This is a genomic window from Amycolatopsis vastitatis (assembly GCF_002234595.1).
GTDB classification, from domain to species: Bacteria; Actinomycetota; Actinomycetes; order Mycobacteriales; family Pseudonocardiaceae; genus Amycolatopsis; species Amycolatopsis vastitatis.
Genome location: NZ_NMUL01000010.1, coordinates 187644 through 214350, shown reverse-complemented (window position 1 = coordinate 214350; position 26707 = coordinate 187644). Strand labels below are relative to the sequence as shown.

24 protein-coding genes and 2 pseudogenes are annotated in these 26707 nt (G+C 69.4%); 4 read left to right on the top strand and 22 right to left on the bottom strand.

Translation table 11 applies throughout. The features are described 5' to 3' along the window. Positions 1-7 precede the first annotated feature (7 nt). Positions 8-562, top strand: coding sequence for a TetR/AcrR family transcriptional regulator (locus CF165_RS13420; protein ID WP_093947824.1), 555 nt, complete (start codon positions 8-10; stop codon positions 560-562). 77 nt (positions 563-639) lie between these two features. Here CF165_RS13420 and CF165_RS13415 read toward each other — a convergent pair whose 3' ends face one another. Beyond that, entirely contained in the window at positions 640-2076 is a 1437-nt protein-coding gene (locus CF165_RS13415; protein WP_093947823.1) for a hypothetical protein, read from the bottom strand. Positions 2077-2318: 242 nt separating this feature from the next. Between CF165_RS13415 and CF165_RS13410 the strand changes: the two genes are divergently transcribed. Beyond that, entirely contained in the window at positions 2319-2681 is a 363-nt protein-coding gene (locus CF165_RS13410) for a hypothetical protein (RefSeq protein WP_093947822.1), read from the top strand. A 195-nt stretch (positions 2682-2876) separates the two neighbouring features. After that, a complete protein-coding gene (locus CF165_RS13405) occupies positions 2877-3380 on the top strand; it encodes a hypothetical protein (protein WP_093947821.1) in 504 nt (167 codons plus the stop codon). 45 nt (positions 3381-3425) lie between these two features. On the opposite strand, the gene CF165_RS13400 is transcribed toward CF165_RS13405, so the two are convergent. From CF165_RS13400 to CF165_RS52055, 16 genes are all read right to left on the bottom strand, one after another. After that, positions 3426-5990, bottom strand: a complete 2565-nt coding sequence (locus tag CF165_RS13400; protein WP_158226775.1) for a LuxR C-terminal-related transcriptional regulator — start codon at positions 5988-5990, stop codon at positions 3426-3428. A gap of 200 nt (positions 5991-6190) precedes the next feature. Then, a complete protein-coding gene (locus tag CF165_RS13395; RefSeq protein WP_093947819.1) occupies positions 6191-6937 on the bottom strand; it encodes an SAM-dependent methyltransferase in 747 nt (248 codons plus the stop codon). Between the two features lie 1032 nt (positions 6938-7969). After that, positions 7970-10777, bottom strand: coding sequence for an AfsR/SARP family transcriptional regulator (locus CF165_RS13385; RefSeq protein WP_093947818.1), 2808 nt, complete (start codon positions 10775-10777; stop codon positions 7970-7972). A gap of 227 nt (positions 10778-11004) precedes the next feature. After that, a complete protein-coding gene (locus CF165_RS13380) occupies positions 11005-12216 on the bottom strand; it encodes an MFS transporter (RefSeq protein WP_093947817.1) in 1212 nt (403 codons plus the stop codon). Positions 12217-12219: 3 nt separating this feature from the next. Further along, positions 12220-13173 carry an LLM class flavin-dependent oxidoreductase gene (locus tag CF165_RS13375; RefSeq protein ID WP_093947816.1) on the bottom strand — a complete coding sequence of 318 codons (954 nt, stop codon included), beginning with the start codon at positions 13171-13173 and terminating at the stop codon, positions 12220-12222. Next, the gene (locus tag CF165_RS13370; RefSeq protein ID WP_143268566.1) at positions 13173-14054 is read right to left on the bottom strand and encodes an SAM-dependent methyltransferase; all 882 of its coding nucleotides are present in this window, start codon (positions 14052-14054) and stop codon (positions 13173-13175) included. Before CF165_RS13370 ends, CF165_RS13375 begins: the two co-directional genes overlap by 1 nt. Continuing rightward, entirely contained in the window at positions 14051-14857 is an 807-nt protein-coding gene (locus tag CF165_RS13365) for an SAM-dependent methyltransferase (RefSeq protein ID WP_093947814.1), read from the bottom strand. The genes CF165_RS13370 and CF165_RS13365 overlap by 4 nt, the downstream gene beginning before the upstream one ends. Further along, on the bottom strand, positions 14854-15546 hold the full coding sequence (locus CF165_RS13360) for an NADPH-dependent F420 reductase (protein ID WP_093947813.1): 693 nt from the start codon (positions 15544-15546) through the stop codon (positions 14854-14856). The genes CF165_RS13365 and CF165_RS13360 overlap by 4 nt, the downstream gene beginning before the upstream one ends. Further along, a complete protein-coding gene (locus CF165_RS13355) occupies positions 15527-16003 on the bottom strand; it encodes a luciferase domain-containing protein (protein ID WP_093947812.1) in 477 nt (158 codons plus the stop codon). Before CF165_RS13355 ends, CF165_RS13360 begins: the two co-directional genes overlap by 20 nt. Beyond that, positions 15990-16904, bottom strand: coding sequence for an aldo/keto reductase (locus CF165_RS13350; RefSeq protein ID WP_093947811.1), 915 nt, complete (start codon positions 16902-16904; stop codon positions 15990-15992). Before CF165_RS13350 ends, CF165_RS13355 begins: the two co-directional genes overlap by 14 nt. Continuing rightward, positions 16901-18058 (bottom strand): cytochrome P450, encoded by a 1158-nt coding sequence (locus CF165_RS13345; protein ID WP_093947810.1) that lies wholly within the window; start codon positions 18056-18058, stop codon positions 16901-16903. The genes CF165_RS13350 and CF165_RS13345 overlap by 4 nt, the downstream gene beginning before the upstream one ends. Then, a complete protein-coding gene (locus CF165_RS13340; RefSeq protein WP_093947809.1) occupies positions 18055-18909 on the bottom strand; it encodes a hypothetical protein in 855 nt (284 codons plus the stop codon). The genes CF165_RS13345 and CF165_RS13340 overlap by 4 nt, the downstream gene beginning before the upstream one ends. Before the next feature lie 10 nt (positions 18910-18919). Further along, positions 18920-19651 (bottom strand): 2OG-Fe(II) oxygenase, encoded by a 732-nt coding sequence (locus CF165_RS13335; protein ID WP_093947808.1) that lies wholly within the window; start codon positions 19649-19651, stop codon positions 18920-18922. Between the two features lie 115 nt (positions 19652-19766). After that, positions 19767-19919, bottom strand: coding sequence for a hypothetical protein (locus CF165_RS51155; RefSeq protein ID WP_158226774.1), 153 nt, complete (start codon positions 19917-19919; stop codon positions 19767-19769). 371 nt (positions 19920-20290) lie between these two features. Then, a complete protein-coding gene (locus CF165_RS13330) occupies positions 20291-21166 on the bottom strand; it encodes an AfsR/SARP family transcriptional regulator (RefSeq protein ID WP_158226773.1) in 876 nt (291 codons plus the stop codon). 395 nt (positions 21167-21561) lie between these two features. Further along, entirely contained in the window at positions 21562-21846 is a 285-nt protein-coding gene (locus tag CF165_RS52055) for an SDR family oxidoreductase (RefSeq protein WP_205660840.1), read from the bottom strand. Between the two features lie 47 nt (positions 21847-21893). Between CF165_RS52055 and CF165_RS13320 the strand changes: the two genes are divergently transcribed. Beyond that, a complete protein-coding gene (locus CF165_RS13320) occupies positions 21894-22742 on the top strand; it encodes a LysR family transcriptional regulator (RefSeq protein WP_093947806.1) in 849 nt (282 codons plus the stop codon). Between the two features lie 48 nt (positions 22743-22790). Here CF165_RS13320 and CF165_RS52555 read toward each other — a convergent pair. The 5 genes and pseudogenes from CF165_RS52555 to CF165_RS13295 all read right to left on the bottom strand — a co-directional run. Further along, positions 22791-22964 (bottom strand): annotated as a pseudogene (locus CF165_RS52555) (response regulator); the annotation flags it as partial. 5 nt (positions 22965-22969) lie between these two features. Then, complete coding sequence (locus tag CF165_RS51150; protein WP_158226772.1) at positions 22970-23635, bottom strand: TetR/AcrR family transcriptional regulator; 666 nt, start codon at positions 23633-23635, stop codon at positions 22970-22972. Further along, a pseudogene (locus CF165_RS13305) lies at positions 23632-24640 on the bottom strand (cytochrome P450). The gene CF165_RS51150 and the pseudogene CF165_RS13305 overlap by 4 nt, the downstream one beginning before the upstream one ends. Positions 24641-24698: 58 nt before the next feature. Beyond that, complete coding sequence (locus tag CF165_RS13300) at positions 24699-25322, bottom strand: response regulator (protein WP_093947804.1); 624 nt, start codon at positions 25320-25322, stop codon at positions 24699-24701. Beyond that, the gene (locus tag CF165_RS13295) at positions 25319-26671 is read right to left on the bottom strand and encodes a sensor histidine kinase (RefSeq protein ID WP_240521569.1); all 1353 of its coding nucleotides are present in this window, start codon (positions 26669-26671) and stop codon (positions 25319-25321) included. Before CF165_RS13295 ends, CF165_RS13300 begins: the two co-directional genes overlap by 4 nt. Positions 26672-26707 lie beyond the last annotated feature (36 nt).

The window sequence follows — 26707 nt, the reverse complement described above, 5'->3', positions numbered from 1 at the left end:
AGGGCAGATGAGGGCGGATGCCCGGGCCAACCACGACCGTCTGCTGGACGTCGCCGGCGCCGTCATCACCGAACAGGGCGCCGAGGCGTCGATGCGCGACATCGCCCGCCAGGCCGGGGTCGGGCTGGCGACGCTGCTGCGTCATTTCCCGACGCGGGAGTCGCTGCTCGAGGCCCTGCTCCGCACGAGCTTCGACGAGCTGACCACACGGGCAGCCGAGGTCGAGACCACGAGCTCACCCGGGGACGCGCTGATGTTGTGGCTGCGCGACTTCGTCGCGTGCACCACGAACTACCGCGGCGTGGTGACGTCGATGATCAGGGCGATCGAGGATCCCCAATCCGCGCTCCACAACTCCTGCGTCACCATGCGCGCGGCCGGCACCCGGCTCCTCACCCGCGCCCAGGCCGCGGACGTGGCGCGCGCCGACCTCGACGGCGCCGACCTGTTCGCCCTGGCCTCCTCGCTCGCCTGGCTCGGCGACCAACCCGGGCTCGAGACGCGCGCCGAGCACCTCTTCGAGGTGGTGATGAGCGCGATCCTGACGGACCGAGCGGCATGAGGCGCAGGCAGCCCTGCCGACCCCAAGCCTGCCCGGACAACCCCGTCAGCTGAGACCACGGTCACGGGCACCACCCGTCATTGTGACGGTGGGTCGGTCAGGGGACGCGGGTGTTCATCCCACCACCCCGCGAGCCGTCGTGCGCTGGTGCTCAGCCGGGCGTCCGTGCACAGGTGGCGGAGAAGACGGTGGTGGCTGTCCGTGCCGATCGAGTACACGAGTCCGCGCACGATGTCCTCGTCCAGGGGTGACGGACGTGCGGTGCACAGGTTCAGCTGGCACTCGACGATCGACCGCCAGGTCGGCTCGTCGAGCCGGCCAGTGCTGTGGACCGAGGCCCACGCCGCGGCATGGCGGGCTCGGGGTGACAACGTCGCGTCCAGCAACAGGCTGCGGACGAAGACGCGGTGCTGCGGTGCTCGAAGCCGCGACACCAGGCGCAAACCCCGTTCCACGAAGAGCGCACGATCCTGGCCGCGGCTGCGGCTCAGCTCGTCGGCTATGGCCTTGGCCAGAGGCTGGCGGTAGGGCGTCGCCGCGATGAGAAACCCGGTGTAGAGGCGACGATCCGGGTTGTGATCGAACAGCGACTCCCGGATCAGCTCCGCGAAGAGGGTGTCTTCTTCGTGGACGTCCGCCGCGGCACCGGCCTGAGCGGTCAGACCCAGCCGCCGGCACACCGCCGCCTTTTCGGGGGCTACCGGTCGCCGCACGTCATGAGCGAGGACAGCTCGTACGTCTTCGACCAGCGGTGCGATCGTGGGGTGCGCCGAAGCCGCGGCCGGGTCCGACGTCGCGGCGGCCAGGTCGGCCAGCTGCGCGGGCGTGAAATGACCGCGTCGAGCCTTGGCGGCCGCCGCCAGCAGCGCTCCTTCCCACGCGGGCCAGCTCCGGGGCTGCCGGACCTGCTCGATCACGTAGCGGGCGGCAGTGGGCGACCGGCTGTTGTCCAGCAGGGAAATCGGGTCGATGACGACGGGGCTGTCCCGGGCGTCCGCCATGGCGATGCAGACCGCGGTGGCCGGGTCGGTGCCGGCCGGATGCTCGAGCAGCACACTCATCGCTTCCTGCCGGACCAGCCACGCGTCACCCTCGGCCACGGCCAGCTCGGTGAGCAGATGGTGAGCGATCGTTTCCCACAGGTGGAGGGGGTGCAGCACCAAACCCGGCCGGTCGCTGATCAACCGGGTCAGCCGGCGCCAGTCAGGACCGGTCATCGCCGCACCGCACGCGCGGTCGAGCAGGTCGTGCAAATCCCGCGGCCCGTCGGTGGACGGAGACCGCCGCACGGGTGTGTGCCCGAAGAACCGGCTGCTTGCCTCGTGAACAGCGGTCAAATGGTACCGAGGCAGCTGCAAGAGCGTCTCGTACCGCGCCACCGCCGCCTCGTCGACGGCGGTGTGGGCATTCTCCCACCGGCTGATCTGCGACGGCGCCAGGGCTTTCGCCGAGTCCGTGCGAAAAGCGTCGGCGAACCGGTGGGCGGAACGGAACTCCGGATCAGCGCCCAGCATCCTGTTTGTCCGCAACAACCAGGCCAGTCGCCGAGCACCCCGTTTTCCCATCCCGTGAACGATGCGCCCCGCACACCCGTGCCGCAATCAACCATTCAGTCGACTCGACGCTCACGTCAACCGGCCGTCCCGTGCACGAAAAGACCGGCGTGCACCAGCACCCGGAGCGAGCACATCCGGCACCTAACGTCGGCAACACCATCCCACGGCTATCCGGCCCGGAATCACTGCAGGAGTGCGGAATGAACACTGCACAGAGCTCCTCACCGCGGAAATTCGACCGGCAAGGCGGGCGCGCCCGCCTGACGCGGCGGATGGCGGCAGGCGCGGCCGCGATCGCGGCGGCCGGCGCCGTGAGCCTCGCGGGCGCGGGCACCGCTTCGGCGAGCGCCGGCCCCTGCTACAGCGGCATCGACTCGGGCACCACCAACTGGGCCTGGGGCTCGTGCACCGGAGTGAGCGGCTCCAGCCACTGGCGGCTCCACGTGTCGTGCACCTGGGGCGACACGCGGTACTCATCCTGGTTCTACGGCAACGGCCGCACCGACGTGCAGTGCCCGGTTCCCGAATCCGTCCGCGCCACCCAGATCGACATCATCTACTGACCACCCCGGGAGCGGCCGGTCTCGTCCGGGGAGGAACGAGGGGGAACAGCGCGCCACCAGTCCGGCTGGTGGCGCGCTGTCTGGCTTTACGCCTCCGGGCCGCGGATCGACAATGAGTAGCCACCGACTCATGACGTGCGCCACGCGTCCGTTCACGATGAGGCGACCTCGAGCGAAAGAAGGTTCCTCATGAATGTGAAGCGGCTCGGCGGCGCCCTTTCGGCGCTGCTCGTCGTCGGTGTTCTCAGTGGCCAAGGGGCCAGCGCGCAGGCGCAGCCTGCCGAGCGGAATCTCGGCCGGATCAGCGTCACGAACTGGATCAACGCCGACCTGCAGCTCTCCATGGTGGGCGTGTACGTAATCGGCGTCCAGGGAGCGCTGTTCGACCCCGAAGTCATTCCGCCGAGCGCCAAAGGGATCGTCGAAACGTTCATCCGGATTCCGGACGGCAATGCCCACCGCTACCGGTTGGACTGCCAGGTGCAGGGCGACGGGGCTCCCGGCACGACGGACTACCGGTTGACCGACCGGGACGGCACGATCAGCCGGACCAGCACCCAGGCGCGGGGTGCCGCCACCGTGTCGTTCCAAGTCGCCGTGGACTACGACGCTGCGACATGGCAGTACTGGATCCTGAACAACTCCAGCAACCAGAAGTGGATGTTCTTCGGCTGCGACGTGTTCGAGCTGCTCGCCTGACCAGCGGGAAGCCCGGCCGGCGAGGGTGCCTCGCCGGCCGGCGCCTCAGCGGACGGCGCGCAGTAGCGCGGCCAGTTCGGTCCGGTTGTCGATGCCGAGCTTGGTGTAGATGTGGTGGAGGTGGTTGCCGACTGTCCGGACGGAGATGACGAGCAGGTCGGCAATCTGCCGGTTGGAGAGCCCTCGGGCGACCAGTTCGGCGATTTCTCGCTCCCGTTCGCTGATCGCGGTGACCTGCGGCGTCGCCACGGTGCGCAGGAGCGCGGTCGATGCTCCCTCGCAATGGCTTGCCCACACCCGCGCTTTCCGCCGGGACTCGCGGGCGGCCCGGTCGTGTTCGTGGGCGAGGGCGGCCTCGGCGGCGGTTTCGGCCGCCAGCAGGAGGAAGCCGGCCGCCGCGAACCGCTCGGCGCAGGAGTCGAGCGACGGGCCGTCGGCGGCCGCTGCGTGGTCGGCGTAAAGCTTCACCAGCGGGCCGTCGGCCGGCGGCGCCGTCGGGACGTCCGGCTGCCCGAAGCGCAGCGCCTCGTGCAGGGCCCACGCCTGAGACGGCCGGTGTCCGAGGCCGGCGGCGTGGTCGGCTGCGGTCATGGCGAGCCGGCGAGCGGAGGTCCGTTCGCCACGGGCCGCGGCGGCCCACGCCCGGGCCAGCAGCAGCTCCGTGTCCACCACGCGGACAGCGGGGCGCAGGGTCTGCTGCCCGGCACTGGCGGCGCGCGTCGCTTTCTCCGCCTCACCGAGCAGCGCGTGGGCCATCGCCGCCGTGGCCAGGGAGGACGGTAGCTGGTTGACCACGTCGTGCCGGCGCAACCGCGTGGCCGCCTCCTGGCACAGCCGCAGCGCGCTCCGGGGTTTCCCCCGGGCCAAGGTCACCCGGGCCAGCTGCAACGCCCACAACCCGTCGAGCTCGTCCGGGCGGCGTGCGACGTCTTCGTAGGCGGGACGGACGAGATCTTCCATCGCGTCCAGATCGCCGAGCAGCCAGTACGCGGTCGCCTGTCCCGCCACCACGTACCCTCGGAACACCGGTTCGTCATCGGCCACCTGAGCCGCCATCGCCAAGCCTTCCCCGGCCGCGGCGACTGCGGTGTCAGCCCGGCCCAGGAGCGCCCAGGCCGGGATGGCGGCGACCAGCGCCCGGGCCCGCGCCACGTCGTCGTGGTCCGCCGAAGCCAGGATCGGCTCGGCCAAAGCCAGCGCTTCGGCGGCGCGTCCGTTGAACATCAGCAACGACGCCCAGTGCGCCGCGACCTGGGCGGAACCCCGATGGGCGGAAAGCACCTTGTCGGCCCGGTCGACCTCGCCCAGGCCCCAGAACAGGCAGGAGCCGGTGACGATGGCCTCCCACCCGCCCGCGTGCCCGGCCTCCGGCACCAGCTCGTCCAGGACACGGCCCGCTTCGGCGAACTTGTCCTGCCAGAACAGCGCGTCGGCGAGCTGGATCGCCGCCTCCCGGCCCGCGCCGGCGGTCAGCGCGGCGGCCGCCAGGCGCTCGGCCAGGCCGTGGTCGGACAACGCACGGGCCTGCCGCGCGCCCGCCAGCAACGCGCCGGGGGCCGCGCCACCGCCGTCGAGCCGCCACTTGGCCAGGCGCAGCACGTCGTCGTGCCGGCGGGCTCCGCACGCGGCGAGGGTGTCGGCCAGCCGCGTGTGCAGCGTGCGGCGGCGCACCGTGCCCATGCCCGCCCGCAATGTTTCCCCGTACAGCGGATGCGCCAGCCGCACGACGCAGCGGCGCCCCTCCATCGTCACGGTGACCAGGCCCCGGCGTTCCAGCGTTTCCAGCACCGCCGGATCGCCGCCCAGGAACGCCGGGCCGACGGGCTCGGCGAGCGCCAGGAGCTCCAAAACGTCCCGCTGTTCGCGGTCGACTTCGCCGACTCGTTGCCGGATCAGCTCGCCGAGACGTTCGCCGCACGCCAGTGCCCCCGTCCACGACCAAACTCCGCCGCGCACACCCAGCAGTCCCTGCTCCACCCCGGCCGACACCAGCTCCCTCAGGTACAGCGCGTTGCCCCTCGTGCTGCGCCACAGCCGGTACCCGGTCGCGGTGTCCACCTGCCCGCCGAGGACCTCGGTCAGCAGACGCGCCGTCTGCGAACGGGACAGCGACGGCAGATCGACGCGGGGGCCGAGGCCGTCCTTCCACAGCGCCACCACCGGATCCGGCGCCGGTTCGCCGGTACGCACAGTCGCCACCACAAACCCGAAGCCGTTCCGGGCAACGGTGTGGACCAGCGCCGCCGAGGAAGCGTCAAGCAGGTGGGCGTCGTCGACGCACAACACGAGTCCCGCCGAGCCGGCTCGCCGGGCCAGCTCGTCCACGGCCGTCCGCATGACCTGCACCGACGACGGCGCCTCCGCGCCGGAGGCCGGCAACAGATGCGCGATGGCCCCGAAAGCCATCGAGGCCATCGCTTTCGTCCCGGTCACCCAGCACGTCACCCGGCCGGACGCCCCGGCCTGTTCCGCGAACTCCTCGGCCAACCGGGTCTTGCCGACGCCGGCAGGCCCGGCCAGAACGACGGCGCGGGCGGCCAGGCCGGACAATGCGTCATGCAGCGCCGCGATTTCCCCGTCCCGCCCGACCAACGGCCACCGGCCCGTCATCCCCACGACGCTACTCCCCTGAATTGAGCGGGCCATTACCCAAGACGGGTGCCGCCGGCTGCCCGATGACGGCCGGATCAGGCTGAAGGACTTCACCGACGTTCTCGCGCTCGCAGGAGACAGCCACGTGCTCACGTCCGGCCATGCCGATGTGAGTGAGTCCCGGTGTCGGGTCACCGGGACTCACTCGGCCGCTGGTGTCAGCGGTTCATCAGAGCGAAGACGCCCCAGCCGAGGTACTCGCGTTGGTACCGGACGTGGCGTACCGGCGCGGCGGTGAGTTCCGCGCGCAGCTGCCCGGCCAGCTCGTCGTCAGGGTGTGCGTCCAGCCAGCGGCGCGTGTTGAGCCATTGAGCCGCGACGTAGCGGTCCCAGCTGTCCTCGTCGGCCAAGACCATCTCCACGACGTCACAACCCAGCTCCCCGAACTGTTCCAGCAGTTCCGGGAGCACGCGAAAGTCGTCTTCGCTGGTGGCGTGACAGCCTTCGACGGTCGCCTGGTCCGGGGGTTCCCTGCGCCAGTACGGTTCGCCGATCAGCATCACGCCGCCGGGGCGCAGGCTGCGTCGGAGCAGGTCCACGGTGCCGGCAACACCACCTCCGATCCAGGTCGCACCAACACACGCCCCGATGTCGACCGGTTCGTCGGCGACGTGGTCCGACGCGTCACCATGGGTGAAAGTGACCTGTTCGGCGACCTCCAGTTCGATCGCTCGTGCCCGGGCCTTGGCCAGGAACACGGTGCTGATGTCGACGCCGGTTCCGGTGATGCGGTGATCGCGGGCCCAGGTGCACAGCAGCTCGCCCGAGCCACAGGCCAGGTCGAGCACCCGAGTGCCGGGTGGTGGGTTCAGCGCCTCGCCCAGGACGGCCAGTTTCCGGCTGGTGAGCGGGTTGTGGATGCGGTGGCCGCTCTCGCGGATGGTGAAGCTACGGGGTAGATCCACTTCGGGGATTCCTTACGTCCAAAGGGTCGTTCACAGTGGTCAGCGCTGAGTCGGCCGTCGACGGCCGGGCTACCCGGACATTCATGAAATGCACCTCTTCGGACGGAAGGCCATACGGTTCGACGGAAGGCTAGGTGGGTCGCACGTGCCGGTCCACCGGTTATCGCATCGATCCCGAACGCGCCACTTGAAGACACCCCGGAGGAAAACCTGAGGCCGCGTCGACGCAGCGCGCGAGGCCGCCGATCCTCACACCGTGCCCCTCCGGCAACTCGGCGTCTACGTTCACACTTTCCGGCTACTCCGCCGAAGTGCTGTCTGAGCTGGCCGTCTGAGCGACGACACCCGGACGCCCGTTAGCTGATGCGGCGGCCAGCGCCTGCAGCAGGGCCGGTCGAACGTGCGATTGCGCTTCAGGACGGTAGCGGCCTCGACGTCGCGACTGATGGCGAGCCCCTCGGCCCCCGCAGCCAGCCGGAGCACTACGGCGTGCGGTCTGATTCGAAGCCTGCGCATGGGGCAGGCCGTCAAGCACGTCGCAACTTCGCTGGGCTATCACTCGACACAGCTGGAAGGGACGCGCCGGGCGGCGTCCTGGTCCTGGAACTGGCGCACCGCCACCCGCTGAGTTCCGGCAGAACAGACCTCAAAGGCAGCTGATTGCCAAGTCGCGCGGTGTTCCCCCTCCCGCTGCCTCACCTCTGCCCATAGGCAGCCCCCAGGTCAGACCGCATTGCAGCCCGGCTCGTGGTCGCCGTCGGCGCAGCGGGCAACCTCGGCGCCACCCGCGTCGATGGCGTGACGACCGAGAAATCAATCTCGGCCTTGCCAAACTTATTGACTGGAGCGCCGGCTTCACGACACCGCCAGACCCTGTCACAACTGCACTCAACACATTGCCGGCGACGGCACACGGATCCGATCTTCGGTGATCGTGGTACCGCGTGATCTTGCGCTCTTGGCGGGGCAGAACCAGACGCCTCACCTGATCGTCGGTCAAGTGCCGAACGCGGCCGGGAGACACGCCGGACCTCACCTCGCCGAGCCGCGGAGTTCACCACGCTGGAGCCGGGCGCGCAGGCGGTTCGCCTCAAGACTCCGGTGTTGGGCGCAGTACAGCTCCAGCGCTCCCTGCCACACCTCCCGCGCGCGGCCGTCAGCGCCGGCCGCAGCGTACGCGTCGCCCAGCTTGTCGAGCGTTTGGGCGACCTGGAACTGGTGGTCGAGATCCCGGTAGAGGTGCAGCGCCTCCCGGTAATACTCGACGGCCCGCCCGTGGCCGCCGGTGCGGTGGTGGCTGTACCCGAGGCTGTCGAGCGTCGCCGCCTCGCCGACGTGGTTGCCGTGGCGGCGGTGCAGTTCCAGCGCCTCTCCGCAGTGCCGACGTGCCGCGTCGTGGTCACCGACGCGGGCGGCGTACCACCCGGCGTCGTTGAGCGCGAACGCTTCCCACACAGGGTTGCCGAGCGTGCGGAACAGCGCGAGGGCCCGGGTGGCGTGCTCCAGCGCCCGCCGGTCGTCGTTCCGTCTCTCGTACACGCCCGCGAGGTCGTGGTGGGCGACCGCGGTCGCGACGGGGTCCGACCGCCGCTCGGCCAATTCCAGGGCGTGGTAGAGGTGGCGCACCGCCTCCTCGACCCGTTGGGTGGAAACGTAGGCGTTGCCCACGTAGCGGTACACGTCCGCACGCTCCTCGTCGTCCAAACAGTCGGCGACGGCCAACGCGGCCTCCCACGAGGCGATCCGGTGCGGAAGGTGACCGCGCCGGTACGTGTAGGTGTTGAGCAGCCAGGCCAGGCGCCACACCACGTCGTGCCACCCGCGTTCCAGCGCGACGCGCTGGTCGGCAAGCAGGCAGGGGTGCTCGTCGTCGAACCACGCGAGCGCGGCCGTGGCGTCGGCCGGCGGAGCGGGGTGGTGCGGAGTCGCCACGGAGAACCTCCGGGGCACTGGGCGGTGCGGGGCCAACAGGCGGTCCGCGGCGAACCCGGTCGCCAGGTGGAAGTCGACCAGGCGCCGCAACGCCGCCTCCGGCGTGCCCGGCAGACATGTCGCGGCGTACTGCCGCACGAGGTCGTGCATGGCGTACCGGTCGCGGGCGTTGCGCGTCACCAGTGACGCGTCCGTCAAGCCACGCAACGCCTTCCGCGCGCGGGCAGGGGTCAGCGCGGTCAAGTTGACCACCGCCGTCAGGTCGATGTCCGGGCCCGGGGCGATGCCGAGCAACGCGAAGACAAACCGCTCCTCGTCGGTGAGCGCCCGGCAGGACCACGACAGTACGGCAGGCAGACTGGCGGCCGCGTCATCGTCCTCGAGCGCGTCGAGGCCGAGGTCGCACAGTTCCGCGGCGAAGGCGGCGAGCGACACGCGTGGGTTGGCCGCGGCCCTCGCGGCGAACACCGCCAACGCCAACGGGAACCCGCCACACAACTTGATCAGCTCCCCCGTCGCGACGGGTTCGGCGGCCGGGCGTGGTCGGCCGAGGTGCCGTTCCAGCAGCTCACGGGCCTGATCATCAGGCAGTGGCTGAAGGGCCAGGTGATGCGCGCCGCACCCGGTGACCAGACCGGTCAGGACGCGGCGGCTGGTCACGACCACTGCGCACGCACCGGCGCCGGGCAGCAGCGGCGACACCTGCGCGGTATCGGACGCGTTGTCCAGCACGACGAGCACACGCCGATCGGCCAGAAGGCTGCGGTAGAGGCCCTGCCGCGCCGAGGGGTCGACCGGGACGTCGTCCGGTGCGACGCCCAGTGCCCGCAGGAAGCCCGTCACCACGACCTGCGGGTCCACCGGCGGGCCGTTCGGACCGAAGCCCTGCAGGTCCGCGAACAACTCTCCGTCCGGGAAACGGTGGGCGTTGCCGTGCGCCCAATGCAGCGCCAGCGACGTCTTGCCGATACCGCCGGCACCGGACAGAGCCGCGACGGCGGGCCCCGATCCGCCGAGGACCGCCCCCAGCTCCGCCAGTTCGGCGGCACGACCGGTGAACCGCCCCGGAGGGAGCGGCAGCTGGCGCGGTACCGGCACGACTCCCGCGGCAGCGCGGACCGGCGCTACCGGATGCCGCGGGTTCGCGAAGCCCAGCTCTGCGCTCCCGAGCAAGAGCGGATCGGCAGCGAGGATCTTGCGATGCAGTTCCTGGAGCGGCGGACTCGGATCCGCACCTAGTTCGTCGGCAAGCCGAAGTCGGCACTGTTCGTAGTTCCCGAGTGCCTCGGCCTGGCGGCCGCTGCGGTACAAGGCGAGTATCAGCTGCCCGGCGAGCCGTTCGTCCGACGGCCGTTCCTTGCCCAGTGCCGTCAGTTCCGGTAGCAGGGCCGCATGCCTGCCGCAGCGCAGTGCCACGTCGAAGTAGTCCAGTCTGGCGGCGAAGCGTTCTTGCGCCAGCACGCCCCTGGCCGCCGTCAGCCACGCGGTCTCGAGCCCGGCGAACGCATCCGGCATCTGCCACAGATCGAATGCCTGCTCGAACAGGCGCAGTGCGATTTCGTCACCGGCGGCCCGGGCGTCGACAGTCAGTTTGCGGAACCGGTGGAGGTCGATCGCAGCGTCGGGCAGGACAACCATGTAACCGCCGACCTGTTGCGCGATGCTGACCTGGTCCGCGCCCGAGAGTGCTTTGCGCAGCCGAGAAACGTAGCTGGGCAATGTACTGCGCACCCGGTGCGGCGGGCTCTCCCCCCAGACCCGATCGACGAGCTGGTCCCACAACACAACCCGGTTCGCCTCGAGCAGCAGCGCAACCAGCACGCACCGCTGCCGCGCCGGCCCGAGATCGACAAGCCGATCCCCGATCCGCGCCTCGACCGTCCCCAGCAAACGAAAGTCGACGTCCACTGATACCCCCTCCGCACCACTACCTGCGGAATGCCCCGGCCGTCTGCAACAGCCGACTCATCGACCCCGTGGATGCGGACACGGGGGTTGAGTCAATGCGGGTTCGAGTGTAGGCCGTTCGTGCTTCCCCGTGGGTGTGGCGACCGAACAGCGGACTCGGCGCCGTATGAGTGAACGCTTCAGCGGCAGGACGCCGAAGCGTTCACGTTCCGGTTCTCGCCCGAGGGCTACTGGGCAGCGGGAGTCGTGTCCAGGGACTTCCTGGACAGCCTCACCACGGCGACGGTCAGCAGCAGCGCGACGGCGCCCGCCAGGAATCCCCACTGTGCACGCGCGTTGTCGACGATCAGACCGGCAGCGGATGCCCCCAAAGCGCTGCCGAGATTGTTGGCGGTGTTGACCCAGCTACCGGCCTCGGTCCCCTGATTCTCCGGCGCCAGGTCGTCGGCGGCGACGTAAGACACGACGAACAAGGGTGCGATCGCGAGCCCGGCTATCGCAAGGGAGATGCCGATGACGATCAGACTGGTGGTCATGGACGCGAAAGCCATCCCCACGCCCAGAAACGCGATCAGCCGTGCCAGTTGGGTGGACCTGCTCGCGGCGATCTCCAGCCGGCCCCACACCAGGCCACCGACCACGCTGCCAAGCCCGATGGCGGCCTCGACGAACCCGGCCACAGCCGGTCTGCCCTGCCCGGATGCCGTGGCGGCCAGGCACGTGTAGGTCATGCTCAGGCCCAGTGCCGTCACCAGAATGGCGGCGACGACCAACCTCAGCCCAGGAGCACCGATCGGGCCTCGCGACAGCGTCCAGGGACCCGCAGGCGAAGTTTCGTGCACGCGGCACCGAGCCGGTGGCGCTGTGGCCATCCCCAGCGCACCGAGCAGCAAAAGGACGACGACGAGGAGCAGTGCCGCACGTGGCGACCAGACCACCAGCAGGACCCCGGCCACCAGGGGACCGCCGAGGTAGAGCGTTTCCTCACACGTCGAGTCGAGTGCATAAGCTCGGCGCTTGAGAGGGGTACCCCGGGTGAGCGACCGCCAGGACGACCTCATTGCCGGCCCGAGTGGTGGGGCCGCGATCCCGGCCGACGTTGCCAGAACGACCAGCAGGGCGGCGTTCGCCGGTGAGACCACGGCGATGACGGCCATCGGGACAGCGGCGCACACCGCCAGGACGGGCAATGTCCGTGCCTGGCTGTGCCGATCGATGAGGCCGGCCTTTACCGGCAGGAGGATGCCGGCGAACCCGTAGCCGGCAAGGGCGGTGCCGGCTGCCGTGAACGACCCCGCGAGGTCGTGTACGGCGAACAGGAGCGACAAAGGCAGCAACGCGTAGGCCGACCGGCCGACAAGCGCAGGAATGAAGGTGCGCAGAGCCGCAGGGAGGGCAAGTACGTCCCGGTAACGCGTGATTTCCGAGTCGATGGGCACAGCTTATCGCCCGCGCCCCGTGCCACAGCCGGCAGCCCGCTCGCTGCCTGCGGTGAGCTCCAGCGCCTCGGCCAGCAACTCGAAGGATCGCTGCCGCTCCCCGTAGTCGTGGGTGACGGTGTTGATCACCAGTTCATCGACGTTGTGCTCCTCGGCCAGAGTATGCAGTGCCGGAGCGACCTGCTCGGCGGTGCCGGACATCAGAGACAGGCGATGCACCGCCGCCCGCTCGCGTTCGGCACTCGTCCAACGGTGCCACCGCACGGTTTCCGCCGAGGGAAACAGAGAGTCCGCGTTGTCGTGGCTGCGGAACAGCAGGAACGCCTCGGCCAGCCGATCCGCGCGGGCGGCACTGTCGGCCACGATGACGTTGACGGCCAGGCCGCCTCGTGGTACCGGGCTCCCCGGACCACGCTCGAAGCCTTCCCGGTAGGCTTCGAGCGTCTCCTTACTCCCCTTCGGCGTGATGAAGTGCCCGAAGCAAAAACCGGCTCCGACACGGGCGGCTGTTCCCGCGACCAATGCGCCCATTCCGAGCAGCCACCACTCGGGTTGTGCGCCGGATCCGGTGCACAACTGCTTCCGGACAGCGTCGATCTGCTCGGCGTACAGTGCGACGGGCGCCCTCGACCGGCCAATCCCCAGATCCACCCTGGCCCCGTGCAAGTCGGTCAGCACCCGGAACGATTCCGTGACACGCCCGGGATCGCGGCACGGCATCAACACTCCCCCGGAGCCGATCCGTAGACGGCGGGTCTGTGCCAGCAAGCTCGCCATGAGGACTTCCGGCGCGCCGCCGGCGAACCGCTGCACGTCGTGGTGCTCGGACACCCAGTAGCGGGTGAAGTTCCATTGGTCGGCGCTGCGGGCAAGGTCGACGGTTGCCGACAGCGCGTCCGCGGCCGTGCCGCCTTCGACGACAGGCGACTGGTCGAGAATCGAGACACGCAACGTCATCAGCCACCGTTCCCGGAGTCGGACCAGGTGAAGACGAACCTCGCACGTCGGTAGTGCACGTGCAGCGTATCGAAACCCGGAGGGATGGCGACGAACGAGTGCCGCCAGTGGTTCGGCGGTGCCGACAGGCGGGACTCGAGAAGCACGTCATCAGCCAGCTGACAGCGGAAGAACAAATGCACGGCGTTCGCTCCACCCGGTGGGACCCGGACCGTCGCGTCGAACGCCGAGTTCTCGGTGCGTCCGAGGTCGTATGCGACCAACAGCGTTTCCTCGCCGAGGACGGCAGCCTGGCTCAGGTCCGTGGTGAACAGGTGCCGCCCGACGTGGTAACGCAGGTCGTCCATGATGGCGTCATAGCTGAACCGGTCATGGGACGCCGCCGAGAAGCTGCGTAGAAAGCGTTCCGTCACCGTCTCCACGACGTCCGACCGGACCGGCACGGCGTAGATCGACAACTTTGAGGGGATGAGACGCCGGACACTCGGGTGGCGCTGGAGGAAGTTGTGGGTCAGTTCGACGATGTTCTCCTCCGGGCCGAGTGCGCCGATGGTTTCGGTCACGACGACGTCCGGTGCGTCGACGCTGGCATGGAACACGTTCTCGTTGAGGATCAGCGCGTTCGACATGCCCGCCGCGCGGACCATCCGGTCGGCCAGAGCCGCCGCGGCCGGGAAGTACTCGATTCCGTACACCGCTCCGCGCGTGAGCGCGGCAGCGTAGCTGATGAGGACGCCCGTACCTGTTCCAGCATCCACCACGCGGTCACCGTCCCGGACCACGGCCCTCAAAGCCGCCTGGTAGGCCTCGAGGCGCGACCGGTCACCGACCATCGTGGCGTGATGCTGGACTTCGAAAGGCAGCATATCGAGATCGGTCATTCCCGCGCCCCTCGCGTGGCGGCTACGCCGGAGTCCAGCAATCGCAGGAAATTCTCGTCGACACCTCGTTTCACGATCGGTGGTACGTACAAAGTCGTGCCGTAGTCGATTGATCTGACTGCCTCGCTCAGTTTGCCGAGTGTTCCCCGCGAGACTCTCGGCCGCACGCCAGGCACGGTCTGCGACACGACCGCGTGGTATTCATGGTCCTCGCCGAACGTGTCGACCAGATATCGCTGAAGCAATTCGATCCGGTTCGTGATCCATGGCTCGCGATAGTCGGTCGTCGTCGTGCCGACGGCTGAGGCGTGGTAGACCAGCACCCCGGCTCGTGGATCGAGTTGCTGGCGAAGCAGAAGCAGCCGGTTGCTGTCTACGATGACGCACGTGCGTTCAAGCAGGTCGAGAGAGAGATCCATGGAGATCGTGTCGATGCTCGACACACCCGGTACGACCTCTACGTCGAGTTCGTCGTCCGTGGCAGCCATCGCGAGAAACCGCTGGGTGGCGGTGACGCCCAGGTTCGGATGACCTGGCACGAGGTAAGCCACGTCGCCGTTACGGCGCGCTGCGCCGACCACCGCGCCGACGATCGCAGTGTAGTTGTCGACGTCCTTGCCGCCGTCGGCGTAATGGTCGCAGATGTCTTCGATTCGGCTGAGCCCCAGCGATCCGAGCCAAGGGCGGAGATGCGGGAAACTGCTGTAGAGCACAACCTTGCTCGCCCGCAGTGCGGCCAGGCCGCCCGCTGTCAGGTCGCGTTGCGGCAACATGCCGATGCCCACCAGCCTGATTTTCGTCATGACACAGCCGCCTTCCGCCTGTTCTTGCCGGGAACCGGGACCCACGGGTGCCGGATTTCGATGCCGGTACCTCCGGCGCTCGCGGCCACGGCCCGGTTGAGCAGAACCAGGCCTTCGATATGCCGGGCGTATACCAACGGACCGACGTCCACGCCGGCGAACCCCATCTGGGCCGCCAGCGTCACCACGGCCGCTTTGGATCGCGGCTCGTCACCGGCTATGAGGACCGAGTAATCATGGCTCGTGTCGCCGGTGGACGCTGTAGCCACGATTTCGGGCGTCAGGGTGTTAAACGCCTTCACCACCGGCGTGTACGGGATGGCACGCGCGATCTCAACCGCCGCGCACGTTCCCGGCGCCGTCAACAAGTCATCATGCCGGTCAGTGAGCGGATTGGTCACGTCGATGACGATCTTGCCGTCGGCGAACGCGGGGAACCGCTGCGCGAGCCTCAACGCCACTTGGTATGGGACCGCCAGGACGATCGTGGCTGCTCGTTCGAAAGCCTCGGCCGCGGGCAAGGCCGAAATGGTCGTACCTTCGGCGACCTCGGCGGCACGGCACCGGTTCCGGGCGGCGAGCAGCACTTCACGGCCGGCAGCGGTGAACCGCCGGCACAGTGCCGAGCCCATGCGCCCGGCGCCCAGTACACAGATGGTGCCGAGGGGGTCATCGGCCGGCGCGAGCATCGATTTCTCCTCGTAGGTGACTGGCCGAGTATTGGACGACGATCAGGCAGATGTCGACTTCAGAGCGGTCGCGCGGGCCGTAGAGCAGGACCGTCCCCGCCGGCAAGTGGATCCCGGCGATGGGATGGGGTTCACCCCAGCCACGCTCGACCACAACCCGCGCTGCTCGCGGAGGCAGGGAGAGGTGCATCGAGCCGTCGTAGGACGGGTGCAGGTGGAAGAATTCCCGGCGCACCATAAACTCCCCGCGCGATGCGGCATCCGGCATCGACAACGCCCGTGCGCCCGGCACGGAAACGAGCGACGGGTGCGCCACTGTGCCTGCGAGGGCACAGCACTGCCGGTAGAGTTCTTGCTGCAGGTGAAATGGCGCCGTCTGGCTGAGCTGCTGGTGCGGTGGCGCGGCACTGGTGCTCGGCCGGTGACCACAGCGGTCCGGAATATCAAACAGCTGCATGTTCGTTTCCCTCCTGCTTCTGCTGCCGCCGGTGCCGGGCCAGACAGCGGACCGCGATGTCCTTGTCGCGGTCGTCAAGGCGGGCTGTGAGACTCGCGGCGTTCGTGCGAGCGTGACCCGGATCGCACGTTCCCGGGATCGCGACGATCGAGTCCGACAACCTCAGCAGAACCCGCACCACCAGCTGGGCCGGCGTGACCGACAGTTCGGCAGCCACGGCACGGATGCGTCCCGCGCCCAGCAGCGCCCCGTCCCCCAATGGCTGATATGCCAGATAGGGGATTCCCGCTTCCGCGCACATCGACACAACCTTCATCTCGGCCGCGTCGATCGTGATCAGGTTGAGCCGGTTCTGCACAGACGCGATCGGCCCCGCGCTCAGAGCCGCCGCTAGTTGACGGACGGACACGTTACAAACGCCGACCTGCCGTACGAGGCCTGCTCGCCTCAGGTCTTGCAGTACGCCCACCGAGTCCTCGATCGGGACGCCATCGCCGGGCGTATGCAACTGGAGCAGATCGATCGCCTCGACCCGCAGCCGGCGCGCGCTCGCCTCGGCGGCCCGGCGCAGATGACCGGGTGACACATCGACGATCCAATTGCCCGCGTTGTCCCGGAGCAGGCCGACCTTGGTTGCGACGACGGGCCTCGCAAGCGAATTCCACAACGTCCGGCCAATGATCGTCTCGGACCACCCCGGGCCGTAGGAGTCGGCCGTGTCGACGAGCGACACCCCGCTGTCGATCGCAGCCCTGAGTGTCGCGGCGCATCTCTCGGGGCACGACGACCTGCCGAAGGCACCGGGACCGCAGAACCGGTTGCCGCCGAGACCGATGCGCGAGACTTCACCGAGATCCCCGAGCTGGACGCTTGTCCGCAGCTGTGCGTCAGCGCCTCTCATGGCAGTACCACACCGAGCCGGGCGAGCCCGCGCCCGAGCAGGCGCGACTCCCAGCGAGCGGCCTCCTCGGCTGCGAGCTGCAAACCAGGAGCTACATCGACGAGAGTGCGCAGCATCACCGAGGCCTCGAGCCGGGCCAGCCCGGCACCCAGACAGTAGTGCGGACCGTGGGAAAAGGTGAGGTGAGGATTGGGGTGACGCCGGGCGTCGTAGCTGTCGGGGTCGTCGAACACCCGGCGATCGCGGTTGCACGCCCCGAGCAGGACCGCCACCCGGTCGCCGGGAACCAGTTCCGCGTCGCCGACCGCGAATGGCTCGACCACTTTGCGGAAGACGATGTGGGCCGGTGTGAACAACCGCAGCATCTCCTCCACCGCTGAATCGGCCAGGTCGGGGATATGGATGAGCTCCTCGTAACGCTCTCGGCGCCACAGCAGACCGAGCAGGAGATTGCCGAAGAAGTTGGCGCTCGTCTCGAACCCGGCAACGAGCAGCAGCGCGGCGGTGGTCACGACCTCGTCGGCAGTGAGCCGGTCGCCCGCGTGCCGCTCGCTCAATGCGTGCAGCAAACCACCGGCTTCCGCGTGGGGGATCTGGTCATGCAGAAAACGTTGGATCTCGATGGCGGCTCTGTCGAACTGCGTTGCCCCGCCCCTGCCGCCGAGCCCGCCGGACAATTCATGTCCCCACCGGGCGAGCCGGTCGGCGACCTCGGACGGAAGTCCGAGCAGGTCCGCAATCATCCGGCTGGCGACCGGGAAAGCGAGCGCCGACATCATCTCGGCATTCCGACCGGAAACCCCGGTCAGCCCCTCGCGTACGAGTCGCTCGACCGTGCTGGTCAACGTCTGCAGACGACGGTTGGTGAAGGCGAAGCTGACCAACCGTCGTAACCGGGCATGCTCGGCGCCGTCGGCGAAGATGAAAAACCGGCGAGCAAGCTCATCCCACGCCGAGTCGCGTCGGCGCAGGGATTCCCTGTCATCGCTGACAATGCACCGGGAGCTCAGCAGACGGGTTGCTTCGGGATGGCCCGCTACGGCCCAGATTCCCGACTTGGTACGGAAAACAGGCGGCATTTCCCTGATACGGTCATAGAACCGCTGGGCGAGCTGGTCCTGTGGCTCTCGCTCTGCCTGCCGCACATCGCTCACGACGGCCTCCTCGCAGTCAAGACATCCGTCGCGTGGTCGACGGCCAGCTGGGAAGCGGCGGCGTAGACGATCTGGTACCCGAACTGCTTCATCCAGTTGTCGCGCAGGTACGGCATCGCCATGGGTGGAAGATGTCCGGAATGGAAACCCAATCGGCCCGCCTCCTCCAGGAAGAAGTAGTGATTGAGCAGCATCTCCGCGGACTGGTAGGCCTCCAGCCCGTCGGCGGCGTACGGCGGATGCAGCTCCAGGTAGCGTCTGATCCCCCGTCGGCAGAAGGTCATCGCCGCCGCCTCGGACTCGACATAGTGCGCGAAGCCGAGGTTCACCGAGCGTCCGCTCTGCACTTCGTACAGGTAATGACCTACCTCGTGCAGGGTCGCCATCAGCGCGGGCATCGTCGGCATGTCGGGAGCGAAGATCACCAATGAACCGTCGACGAGGTCGAGATGTGCATTCGGATCGGGGATTTCACGGATCGCGTCGAGCACACCGGACGCGCATGCCGTCGGATCCAGCAGGCTCGGGAGAACGACCGACGGTGCGGCCGGAAGCCGGGGGACACCGAGTAAATCCTGACGCACCAAGGGGACGAATCGGCCTTCGTGGCGCTGCAGCAGTGTGAAGTCGCCCTGCCGTACAGCCGATTCGCTGTGCGGCACCTGCGCCTCGTAGGCACGCCTGAGGTCCGGCGGCAGCGGCAGTCGGCTGGCTGCTTGGCGGCGAGACATCTCCAGCCGCTGGCGCAGGTCGGCCGATGTCGCGATCTCGCGCACCGCGGCCCGATACCCCCTACCGTACAACTGCGCCGCTTCGTCCAGCGCCACAAACCGGAATGCCTGGTCGTTCATCAGCCCTCGCTCAGTTCGCGCGCTTGCGGACCACGAAACCCGTGACCGCGCAACGCAAGTGGTCACCGGCGGCCGCAGTGACCGGCGCGACCCGATGTTCGGCCGTCCCGGTCAGGACGACCAGACGGTCGGGCTTGGCCATGACGAAACGCCCGGTGCCGATGTCGGCCCGACGGGTTTCCGCACCGTCGCACTCGTAGTCCGGTCCGACCACAGACCCCGGCGAATCTGTCGCTGCCTTACGGAAACTGTTGGTCTCGGCTGCCGACAGTCCCTGGCCGAGCACGGAAGACCCGTCCATGACCATCAGTTCGCCGCCCCAGGTGGTGTGCCATTGCGGGTGGCAGTAGTAGATGTACGCGCCGATCTGCTCGCTGGCGTCGGCGTGCCACCGCAATCCCGCGCCACGTCCAAAGAGCACGATTCGGCCGGTCAGGTAGTGGTCCTCGGCGGTTGTGCCGTCTTGGAACAGCGCCGCGAGCGGTGAGGCCGGCTCGGTGAACCTGTCCATCAGGCGACCGACGTGTCCCAAGGTGGGTGGAGTCGTAGTCTTGTGCCCCCGCACGACCAGAGCGCTCTCGAAGATGGGACCACCCGGCACGCCGTACGCCTTCACCCACGCCTTGCCGTGCATCGGTGTGTACTCGGTGAACTGCACGGCCTCGGTGAACAGGCCGAATTCCCGCTCGCCGAGGTAGCCGTCGATCACCGAGATGTTCTGGTCCTTCAGCACCCTCTTCATGCGGGTCCTCCTGTCGGTTTGTCCATGGGGGTCTGGCGGCGATGCCGCGGGTGGTGAGCCAGGCCCGGTCACCCGCGGCACCGCCGGTCAGGTGCCGGCCAGCGGAGGCGCGGCGTTACTCGATGAGGTCCAGCACGTCGGCCGGAACGGCCGACAGGCACCGCGGCCAGCTGAGGATCTCCAGCTCCTGCTCGATCGTGGGAACGAACTCGCTCTTGGCCGACTGCGCCTGGTCCAGCAGACCATCGTGCTCACGCTGAGACGCCATGGTCATCTCCTTTCACTGATGGGGCGACCTCGTGCCACCCGTGCTTCACGGTGTGCCGGTTCGGGTGTGAAGGACAACGGCGACCAAGCCTCAGTCGCAAGACCCGTTCGCCCCGGTCCCTGGCGGCCCTCGCCCGACGTCGACCACTGTGCCGATCGGCTCTGGCAGAACCTTGCAGCGACTTGAAACGCAGCTCAACGGGATCCCGTCCAGGCCGTCCTGGGGCCGGAGAGCGCGCTCCGGCGGTCGTCGAACTCACGTCGTCCGGCCCGCTCTCGCTGAATACCTGGTAATCGCGGTCTCGACGACCGCCATGGGCGGCTCGGTTCCGTAGCGGCGCAGATACAGGCAAAGCCCGGTCCGGCCGTCGATCACCGTAGCGGCCGCTGACGTGGCAGGATCCGGCGCTCGGTCCAGCTGGGCACGCATCCGGGCGAGCACTTGTCACGGTCGGTGAAGTCAACGACGTCGGCCGGAAACTGCGTCGAGCCAGGTCGCCTGCCATTGGCCACCCCGGGCGCGACGTCGACGGCATCGGCCAGTGCGCGCCGATGCAACTCGGTCAGCTCGGGGCCGGGATCAATTCCCAGTTCGTCGGCGAGGGCCTTGCGAGTTCTGTGGTAAACCCACAGGGCCTCGGCCCGGCGGCCTGCCCTGTAGAGGGCAAGCATGAGCTGGGACACGAGCTGTTCGTCCAGGGGTTGCGCCGCCACATCCGCGGTCAGATCCGCGATCAGGTCCATGTGGCGTCCCAACCGCAGCATCAGCTCATTGCGCCTCAGCCTGGTGGCGCGCAGCTCCGCGTCCACCTGGCCGCGCAGTTCGCTGAGCCAGGCGGTATCCAGGCAGCCGAAGGCTTCCCCCCGTCGCAGGCTCAGGGCCTGCTCGAACCATTCGGCGGCGTCCTCCGCATCTTGGCTCAGACGTGCGAGCTCAACCAGGTGCCGGAACCTCCAGAGATCCACGACCATGGGATCGACAGTCAGTGTGTAGCCGCCTGACACGCGGACGATCTCAGCTTCCTCCGCATCGGCAAGTGCCTTTCTCAGCCGAGACAGATAACTGTAAAGCGTCGCGCGGTGGTCGGACGCTTCTCCCCAGACGCGAGACATCAGTTGATCGATCGGGACGACACAGTTCGCGTCGATCAGCAACGCCACCAGCACGCAGCGCTGGCGAGCCGGACCGAGGTCGACCGGGCGACCACCGATGTGCGCCTCGACAGCGCCGAACAGGCGGAACTCCACCGTAGGCGACTTTGTATCGCCTTTTGGCGATGCATCCAGGCTGGTGGCCCGGTCCAGGTCGCGGCCTGGCACCGGACTACTCGGCCGCTCCAACCGGACGATGTTTGCTGCCCGGCCTAGTTTTCCTGATCTCACTGGTCCCCCCGGCATCTCGCAGTCGCAAGCGTGCCGCTCACTCCCGCCCACCACGAATACATTGCCGGGCCATGTCTGCAGGATTCTTGTACATACTTTGAATGCGCTGCGTGAGAGCGGGTCGGCCGTCGTCTGCGGTGAACGGAGTCGAGGTGATCGACCGGCTTTGACGGGTAGCGGCAACGGTGTCCCGGCATTGACGGCCTGGCGCTGGGCGTCGGCGGCCTTGGATCCGGCACATCGGAGGGTCGACGGTCCCGTCAGTACCGAACGGAGAGCTGTTTCAGTGGCCGCGCTCCGGTGTTGCCGGACCGGGGATGTTGGTCTACGCGATCTGCGAACGACGTCGTGGTCGGATCCTGTATCCGTCCCGGTCCCATCTCTCCGGAGCTGGCGGCGTTGTTGACCAGAGCGTCCAGGTGTCCGCCTTGATGTTCGACAAGTTCCGCGGCCTCGGTGACGCTGCGGTCACTGGTGACGTCCAGCAGGACCGCGAACGCGTCCACCCCGGCGGCGTATCCGAGTCCTTTGTTCGCGCTGGTCACACCGCGAGCTTCATACCCACCTGGTATCACCGCAGTAAGGTGATGCGGTGAACACGCTGGAGACCCGCGAGCTGAGGTACTTCGTCGCCGTCGCCGAGGAACTGCACTTCAGCCGGGCAGCCGAGCGCCTCGGCATCGCTCAGCCGCCCTTGTCCCGGGCGATTCAGCAGCTCGAACGGCGTCTCGGTGTCACCCTGCTCGAACGCAACCGCCGCGGCGTCCTCCTCACCGACGCAGGTCGGGTGCTGCTCGGCGAGGCCCGCGCCATCCTCGAGGCCGCCGCCGCGGCCGCCCGGCGCACCCGGCGCGCCGCGGCCTCCGCGAACCGCCTCACGTTGGCGGCGAAGGCCGGCGCGAATCACGAGCTGTTGCGGAAGCTTCTCGATGCCCACGCCGCCGAACCCGGCGCAGCCGAAATCGAGGTGCTGCTGTGCGGGATGGGGGAACAGGCGGGGATGGTGCGAGACGGCCGCGCCGACGTGGCGCTCATGCAGCGGCCCGTCCACTCCCTCGCCGGGTTCGACACCGAAGACCTGCTCACCGAGGAGCAGGTCGCCATCCTGCCCGCGGGGCATCCCCTCGCCACGCGCACGTCTCTGACCATGGCCGACATCAGCGATCTGCCGGACCTCCCCCTCGCCCGCTGGCCTTGCAACGACGGCGCTTACCCACCCGGCCCGGGCCCCGAGATCCACGACCAGTCGCAGCTGGCGCAGCTGATCGCCCTCGGGCACACCGTCGCCGTCACGGGCGCCTCCGCCCGATCTTGGCTGTGGAGCGCACACGCTGCCGTTCCCCTGACCGGCGCATCTCCGGTCACCACCGTTCTTGCCTGGCCTGCGCACAGCCGCTCCCCGGCCGTCGCCGGGCTCGTCCGCACGGCAGCCCACCTGTAACCAAGGTCCACCCGGTACCAGGTCGCGACAGAGGTCACGAAGCAAGCCGGTGCGCCGCAGCAGGGCGCGCAGCTCGTCCAGCGCGAACGGCTTGACCCGGGAGTCGTCGGCCCCGGCGACCCGATCTTCGACCGGGTCCCGCGCGGTGAGCATGAGGATCGGCGTGCGGAACCCGCGGCGGCGCAGCCTCCGGCAGATCTCCAACCCATTCGGCTCCGGCAAAGGCCTCAGCCGACGGCGGTTCGCCGCGGTGGTGGTGCCGCCAGCAGGACGGTGATGCCGTCGACCAGGATCTCGCCGGTCTCGGCCCAGCCCGGGATGCCGGAACGGTTCCCGGCTTCGGCCAGTTCGGCTTCTCGTTCGGCGCAGGTGTGGATGATCGCGTGCCGGGCCATCGCCGACCGGGTGAGGATCGTGGGGCCGGCCGCGTCGCCGGCGTGGGCGGCCACCGCCAGCAGCGCCCGCTGCATGACGGGCGTCGACGTGGTGACCGACAGCGCCGGCGCGCGCAGGGCCGGGTCGCTGACGACGTGGGCGGCGAAGCGGGCGTAGTAGCTGGGCACCCCCAGCTCCGCGAGGTGCAGGGTCGTGGGCAGCACCAGTGCGGCCACGTGGTCGCGCAGCTCGGCCGAGCCCTCGGCCGCGTCCACCATCCCGGCGCGGATGCGGTCCATCGCCTCGCCGTGCCGACGCAGCACGGCGAGGATCACCTCCTCCATCGTGCCGACGTGGTAGGCGACCGCCGAGTTGTTGGCCTGCCCGGCTTCCTGCCCGAGCCGCCGGCTCGACACCTGGGCGACGCCGTCCTCGGCGATCAGCCGCTCCGCCGTCGCCAGCAGCCGGGCCCGGGTCGCCGCCGACCTCCCGCCCGGTTGCGGTCGCGGCACGGTCACCACCGGACCGGTACCCGGTCGATCCCGCCGACGATCAGTCCCTGCCGGGCGCGCAGGTCCGCGGCGTCCCCGACGAGCTCGAGGGTGGGGAGGCGGCGCAGCAGCACCTCGAGGACGGTCTGCAGTTCGACCCGCGCGAGCTGCTGGCCCACGCACGAATGCGGCCCGACGCCGAAGGCCAGGTGCGGGTTGGGCCGGCGGGCGAGGTCCATCTCGCCGGCGCCGTCGAACGCGTCGGGGTCGCGGTTGCCGGCGGCCATGCTGCACACCACCGTCGTGCCGCGCGGCAAGGTCGTGCCGCCGACCACTGTCTCTTCCGAGATGTAGCGCGGCATCCCGAATCCGGGGTTGGCGTCGAGCCGCAGCGCCTCTTCGACGGCGGAGGGCGCCAGCGACGGGTCGGCGAGCAGGCGTTCCCAGCGGTGCTCGCGGTCCGCGAGCAGCATCGCGACCATCTTGCCGATCATGTTGGCGGTGGTCTCGTGGCCGGCGACCGGCTCATGTTGAGCATGGTGTCGGACCAGCGCGCGAACCGGTCCCGATCGCCCCGCGGCACCCGAGCAGGTCGCAGATCACGAACACCGGCAGCGGGAACCCCAGTGCCGGGCCGAGGTCGGCGGGCGCGCCGGCCTCGACCATCTCGGGACCGCCGAGCATCGACGCGACCGGTTCGTCCGCCTCGCCGCCGGTCGATGCCGAAGGGCGGCTGAACACGCCGCCGTCGTCGCTGTCGGAGACCCGGGAGGCGTCGTCGGCGTCGAGCTGGCGGCTGAACCGGGCGTCCGACAGCATCGCCCGCACGTCGTCGTAGCGGGTCAGCAGCAGAGCTTCGTCGCCGCTGGCCAGTTCGATGCGGGCCACCGGGCACTGCGACCGCAGCCGCGCCCACTCCGGCGGTGGCTCCAGCGCCGTGGGGTTCGGAAACGGGTACGGCGGCAGTCCCTCCAGCGCCACCGCCGCGGCCGGGTCGTCGCCGTCGCTTACGTGCGCTCTGTCGTCGGGCATCACCGCCGCCTAGGTAAGACAGGTGCCTTAATCAAGGCAGCTGTCTTCGATACCGGCCCTACGAACCGAGCAGCCCGCGTTCGAACGCGACCGCGACGGCCGCCGCGCGGTCCTTCACGCCGAGCTTCGCGTAGACGTGGATCAGGTGCGTCTTGACCGTCGCTTCGCTGATGAAGAGCTTCTTCGCGGCTTCCTTGTTCGTCGTTCCGCGGGCGACCAGGGTGAGCACCTCGAGTTCGCGCTGGGACAACGGTTCCCGCGCGGGCCCGCGCATCCGGCCCATCAGCCGGCTGGCGACCGCGGGCGAGAGCACGGCCTCCCCGCGGGTGGCGGCCTCGACGGCGCGGAACAGGTCCTCCCGCGGAGCGTCCTTGAGCAGGTAGCCGGTCGCGCCGGCTTCGATGGCGGGCAGGACGTCGGAGTCGGTGTCGTACGTCGTGAGCACCAGGATCCGCGCCGGATTGCCGAGCCGGCCCAGTTCGGTGATCGCCGCGACGCCGTCGGTCCCCGGCATCCGCAGGTCCATCAGCACGACGTCGGGGCGCAGCCGCTCGGCCAGCGCCACGGCTTCGGCGCCGTTCGCCGCCTCGCCGACGACCTCGAAGCCGCGGCCGGTGAAGATGCCGCGGAGCCCGTCGCGGACGATCGGGTGGTCGTCGGCGATGAGCACGGTGATCGTCATGCGGAGGCCTCCGGCGGGAACGGGACGGCGGGCAGGATGGCCGAGATCGCGGTGCCGCCGCCGGGTTCCGACTCGACGGACAGCCTACCGGCGAGGCGCAGGACCCGGCGCCGCATCCCGGGCAGCCCGTACCCGGGCCCCGGCCCCGGGGTGAAGCCGGCGCCGTCGTCGCGGACGTCCAAGCTGACCTCGTCGTCCATGTAGGAGAGCGTGACGCCGACCCGGCTCGCCGCGGCGTGCTTGTCCACATTGGACAGAGCTTCCTGGGTGACCCGCAGGATGGTCGACTCGATCTCGGGGTGCAGCGGCCGCCGGTCGCCGGTGGTGGTGACCGCGGCGGGTACGCCGGTCCGCGCGCTCCACCGCGCCGCGACGCCGGCGAGCGCCTCGGGCAGCGCCGCGGCATCGAGGGGCTCCGGGTGCAGCGCGCGCACCGAACGCCGGGCGGCGGTGAGGTTCTCCCGCGCGAGCGCGGTCGCGGAGTCCAGGTGCCGCTGCCACTCCGCGGGCTCGTCCTTGGCCAGCGCGGCGGCTTCGAGCTGCGTGATGATGCCGGTGAAGCCCTGGGCGAGGGTGTCGTGGATCTCCTGGGCGAGCCGCTGCCGCTCGTCGAGGATCCCCGCTTCGCGGGCCTGGCTGAGCAGTTGCCGTTGCAGGCCTTCGTTTTCCGCCTGCGCGGTGGCGAGGTCGTCGAGCACGCGCCGTCGTTCCTCGTTCTGCCGGGCGACGGCCGCCGACAGCAGCCCGCCGCCGCCGATGGCCGCGGTCTGGACGACGACGATCGTGATCCACACGGCCGGCCGCTCCCGCAGGGCGTGCACCGGCCCGCCGTTGCCGAGAGTGTTGATCAGCAGCGACGTCACCGCCAGCGCGGCGAAGGCGAGCCACGTCGGACGCAGCCGCATGGCGGCGAGGAACCCGAAGATCATGAAGATGAGGAAGGTGACGTCCCGGCCTTCGAGGACGCCGCCCAGCCCGATGACGCCGAGGAACGTGAGCAGGGCGAAGGACGGCCGTCCGCGCAGCCGCGGCGGGGCGAAGATCACCGTGCCGAGCACCCAGAGCGCGGCCACGGCGACCAGGCCGCCGGTGATCGCCCACCAGCGGCCGTCGTGCCCGCCGACGCCGAGGCTGACCGCGGTCGCGACGGCGAGCAGCAGTCCGGGCAGGAACCGCTCGACCCGGTGCAGCCACGGTTGCCAGCCGACCGGGGTCCGCGCCGGCTCCGGCGGCCACATCGGCCGGTTCCAGTCGACCTTGAGGCTCACGCTCTCGTGTCCTCGGGCCGCGGCCGGATCGTCGCCCGGCTCCCGGTCCGGCCGGTGAGCTGCCGGACGATCGTCCATCATGCTCCTGTCCCCCGTGCGCGCCCGGTCTTCCCGCAC